This window comes from Nonomuraea sp. NPDC049141, assembly GCF_040648415.1.
GTDB lineage: Bacteria > Actinomycetota > Actinomycetes > Streptosporangiales > Streptosporangiaceae > Nonomuraea.
On record NZ_JBEZDR010000137.1, the window covers coordinates 1 to 2,305 of the forward strand.

Here is a 2,305-nt window from a genome sequence, read left to right on the forward strand (position 1 = left end):
CATGCCGCCGGACACCTCGCCCGCGGCGAAGAGCCCCCGCACGTGGCCGAACGCGGCCCCGCTGTCCGGGTCGACCTCGACGCCGCCCATCACGTAGTGACAGGTGGGCCCGACCTCCATCGGCTCCTTGGTGATGTCGACGTCGGCCAGCTCCTTGAACTGGTGGTACATCGACGGCAGGCGGCGGCGGATCTCCTCCGCCGGCTTGCGGGAGGCGATGTCCAGGTAGACGCCGCCGGCCGGCGTGCCCCGCCCGGCCTTCACCTCGCTGTTGATCGCCCGGGCCACCTCGTCGCGCGGCAGCAGCTCCGGCGGACGCCGGTTGTTGTCCGGGTCGGTGTACCAGCGGTCCGCCTCCTCCTCGGTCTCCGCGTACTGCTTGCGGAAGACGTCGGGGACGTAGTCGAACATGAACCGCTTGCCGTCGGAGTTCTTGAGCACGCCGCCGTCGCCGCGTACCGACTCGGTGACGAGGATGCCCTTCACCGACGGCGGCCAGACCATGCCGGTCGGGTGGAACTGGAGGAACTCCATGTTGATCAGCGTCGCGCCGGCGCGCAGGGCGAGCGCGTGCCCGTCGCCCGTGTACTCCCAGGAGTTCGAGGTGACCTTGTAGGAGCGGCCGACGCCGCCGGTCGCCAGCACCACGGCGGGAGCCTCGAACAGGACGAACTCGCCGGACTCCCGGTAGTAGCCGAACGCGCCCGCGACCCGGTCGCCGTCGAGCAGCAGCTCGGTGATCGTGGTCTCGGCGAAGACCTTGATCCGGGCGTCGTACGAGCCGTGGTCGCGCTTGTCCTCCTGCTGCAGCGACACGATCTTCTGCTGGAGGGTGCGGATCAGCTCCAGGCCGGTCCGGTCGCCGACGTGCGCGAGGCGGGGGTACTCGTGGCCACCGAAGTTGCGCTGCGAGATCTTCCCGTCCTTGGTGCGGTCGAAGAGCGCACCGTACGTCTCCAGCTCCCAGATCCGCTGCGGCGACTCCTTCGCGTGCAGCTCGGCCATCCGGAAGTTGTTGAGGAACTTGCCGCCGCGCATCGTGTCGCGGAAGTGCACCTGCCAGTTGTCCCGGCTGTTCACGTTCCCCATCGCGGCGGCGGCGCCGCCCTCGGCCATCACCGTGTGCGCCTTGCCGAAGAGCGACTTGGAGATGATCGCGGTCTTCTTGCCGGCGAGGCGGGCCTCGATCGCTGCGCGCAGGCCGGCACCGCCGGCCCCGATCACGACGACGTCGTAGTGGTGTCGTTCGATTCGCGTTGTGTTCGTCATGTCAGGGGCCCTCTAGTTGATGAACCGCAGGTCGTTGAACCAGCCGGCCGCGACCGCCATGACGTAGAAGTCCGTCAGGGCCAGCGTGCCGAGGGTGATCCAGGCGAGCTGCATGTGCCGGACGTTCAGGACGGAGATGAAGGTCCAGGCCCGGTAGCGCACCGGGTGCTTGGAGAAGTGCTTCAGCCGCCCGCCGATGATGTGCCGGCACGAGTGGCAGGAGATCGTGTACGCCCACAGCATCACCACGTTGCCGAGCAGGATGATATTGCCCAGCCCGAACCCGAAGCCCTCGGGGGAGCGGAAGGCCAGGATCGCGTCCCAGGTGTTGATCAGCGAGATGATCGCGGCGGCGTAGAAGAAGTAGCGGTGCAGGTTCTGGCCCAGCAGCGGGAAGCGGGTCTCGCCGCTGTAGGACTTGTGCCCGTCGGGGACCGCGCAGGCGGGCGGCGACAGCCAGAACGACCGGTAGTAGGCCTTGCGGTAGTAGTAGCAGGTGAGCCGGAACAGCAGCAGGAACGGCAGCGTCAGCGCGGCGTCCGGGATGATCCACCAGTCGGGCAGGAACCGTCCGAAGTGTGCGGCCTCCGGCAGGCACCGGTCGGTCACGCAGGGGGAGTAGAACGGGGTGAGGTAGTGGTAGTCCTCGACCCAGTACCACTTGTGCATGAAGACCCGGACCGTCGCGTACGCCACCCACGCGCCGAGCCCGATCACGGTGATCAGCGGGGCGAGCCACCAGCGGTCGGTACGCAACGTCTTCGCCGCGATGGCGGCGCGCGCCCGCGCTCCCCGCGGCCTCGTTGCCGTTGATGTCATTAGAGTCGTCTCCCTGACAGGACCCTCACGGGCGGATCAAGTTCCGGTCGGCACGCGGACCGGCGAACCCGCACCCGCCTGCCACGTCATGCGCACACCAACGACCGCGCCGGCGATACGGCGCAGCTAAGTGACACACGTTACGCCGATCTTCGCGAGCCGTCCGCGCAAGGCAGTGTCCCGTGTGTCCCGGCCGGTGGAAAGCCCCGCACGATGA

At 68.3% G+C, this 2,305-nt stretch carries 2 protein-coding genes; both read right to left on the reverse strand.

Annotated features, from left to right (window positions below; genetic code table 11):
* Nucleotides 1–1,269, reverse strand: a 1,269-nt coding sequence (locus tag AB0B91_RS65190) for a fumarate reductase/succinate dehydrogenase flavoprotein subunit (RefSeq protein WP_358343036.1), incomplete at its 3' end; no start/stop codon positions are given.
* A gap of 12 nt (nucleotides 1,270–1,281) precedes the next feature.
* Nucleotides 1,282–2,088, reverse strand: coding sequence for a hypothetical protein (locus tag AB0B91_RS65195; RefSeq protein WP_088998509.1), 807 nt, complete (start codon nucleotides 2,086–2,088; stop codon nucleotides 1,282–1,284).
* Nucleotides 2,089–2,305: the final 217 nt, after the last annotated feature.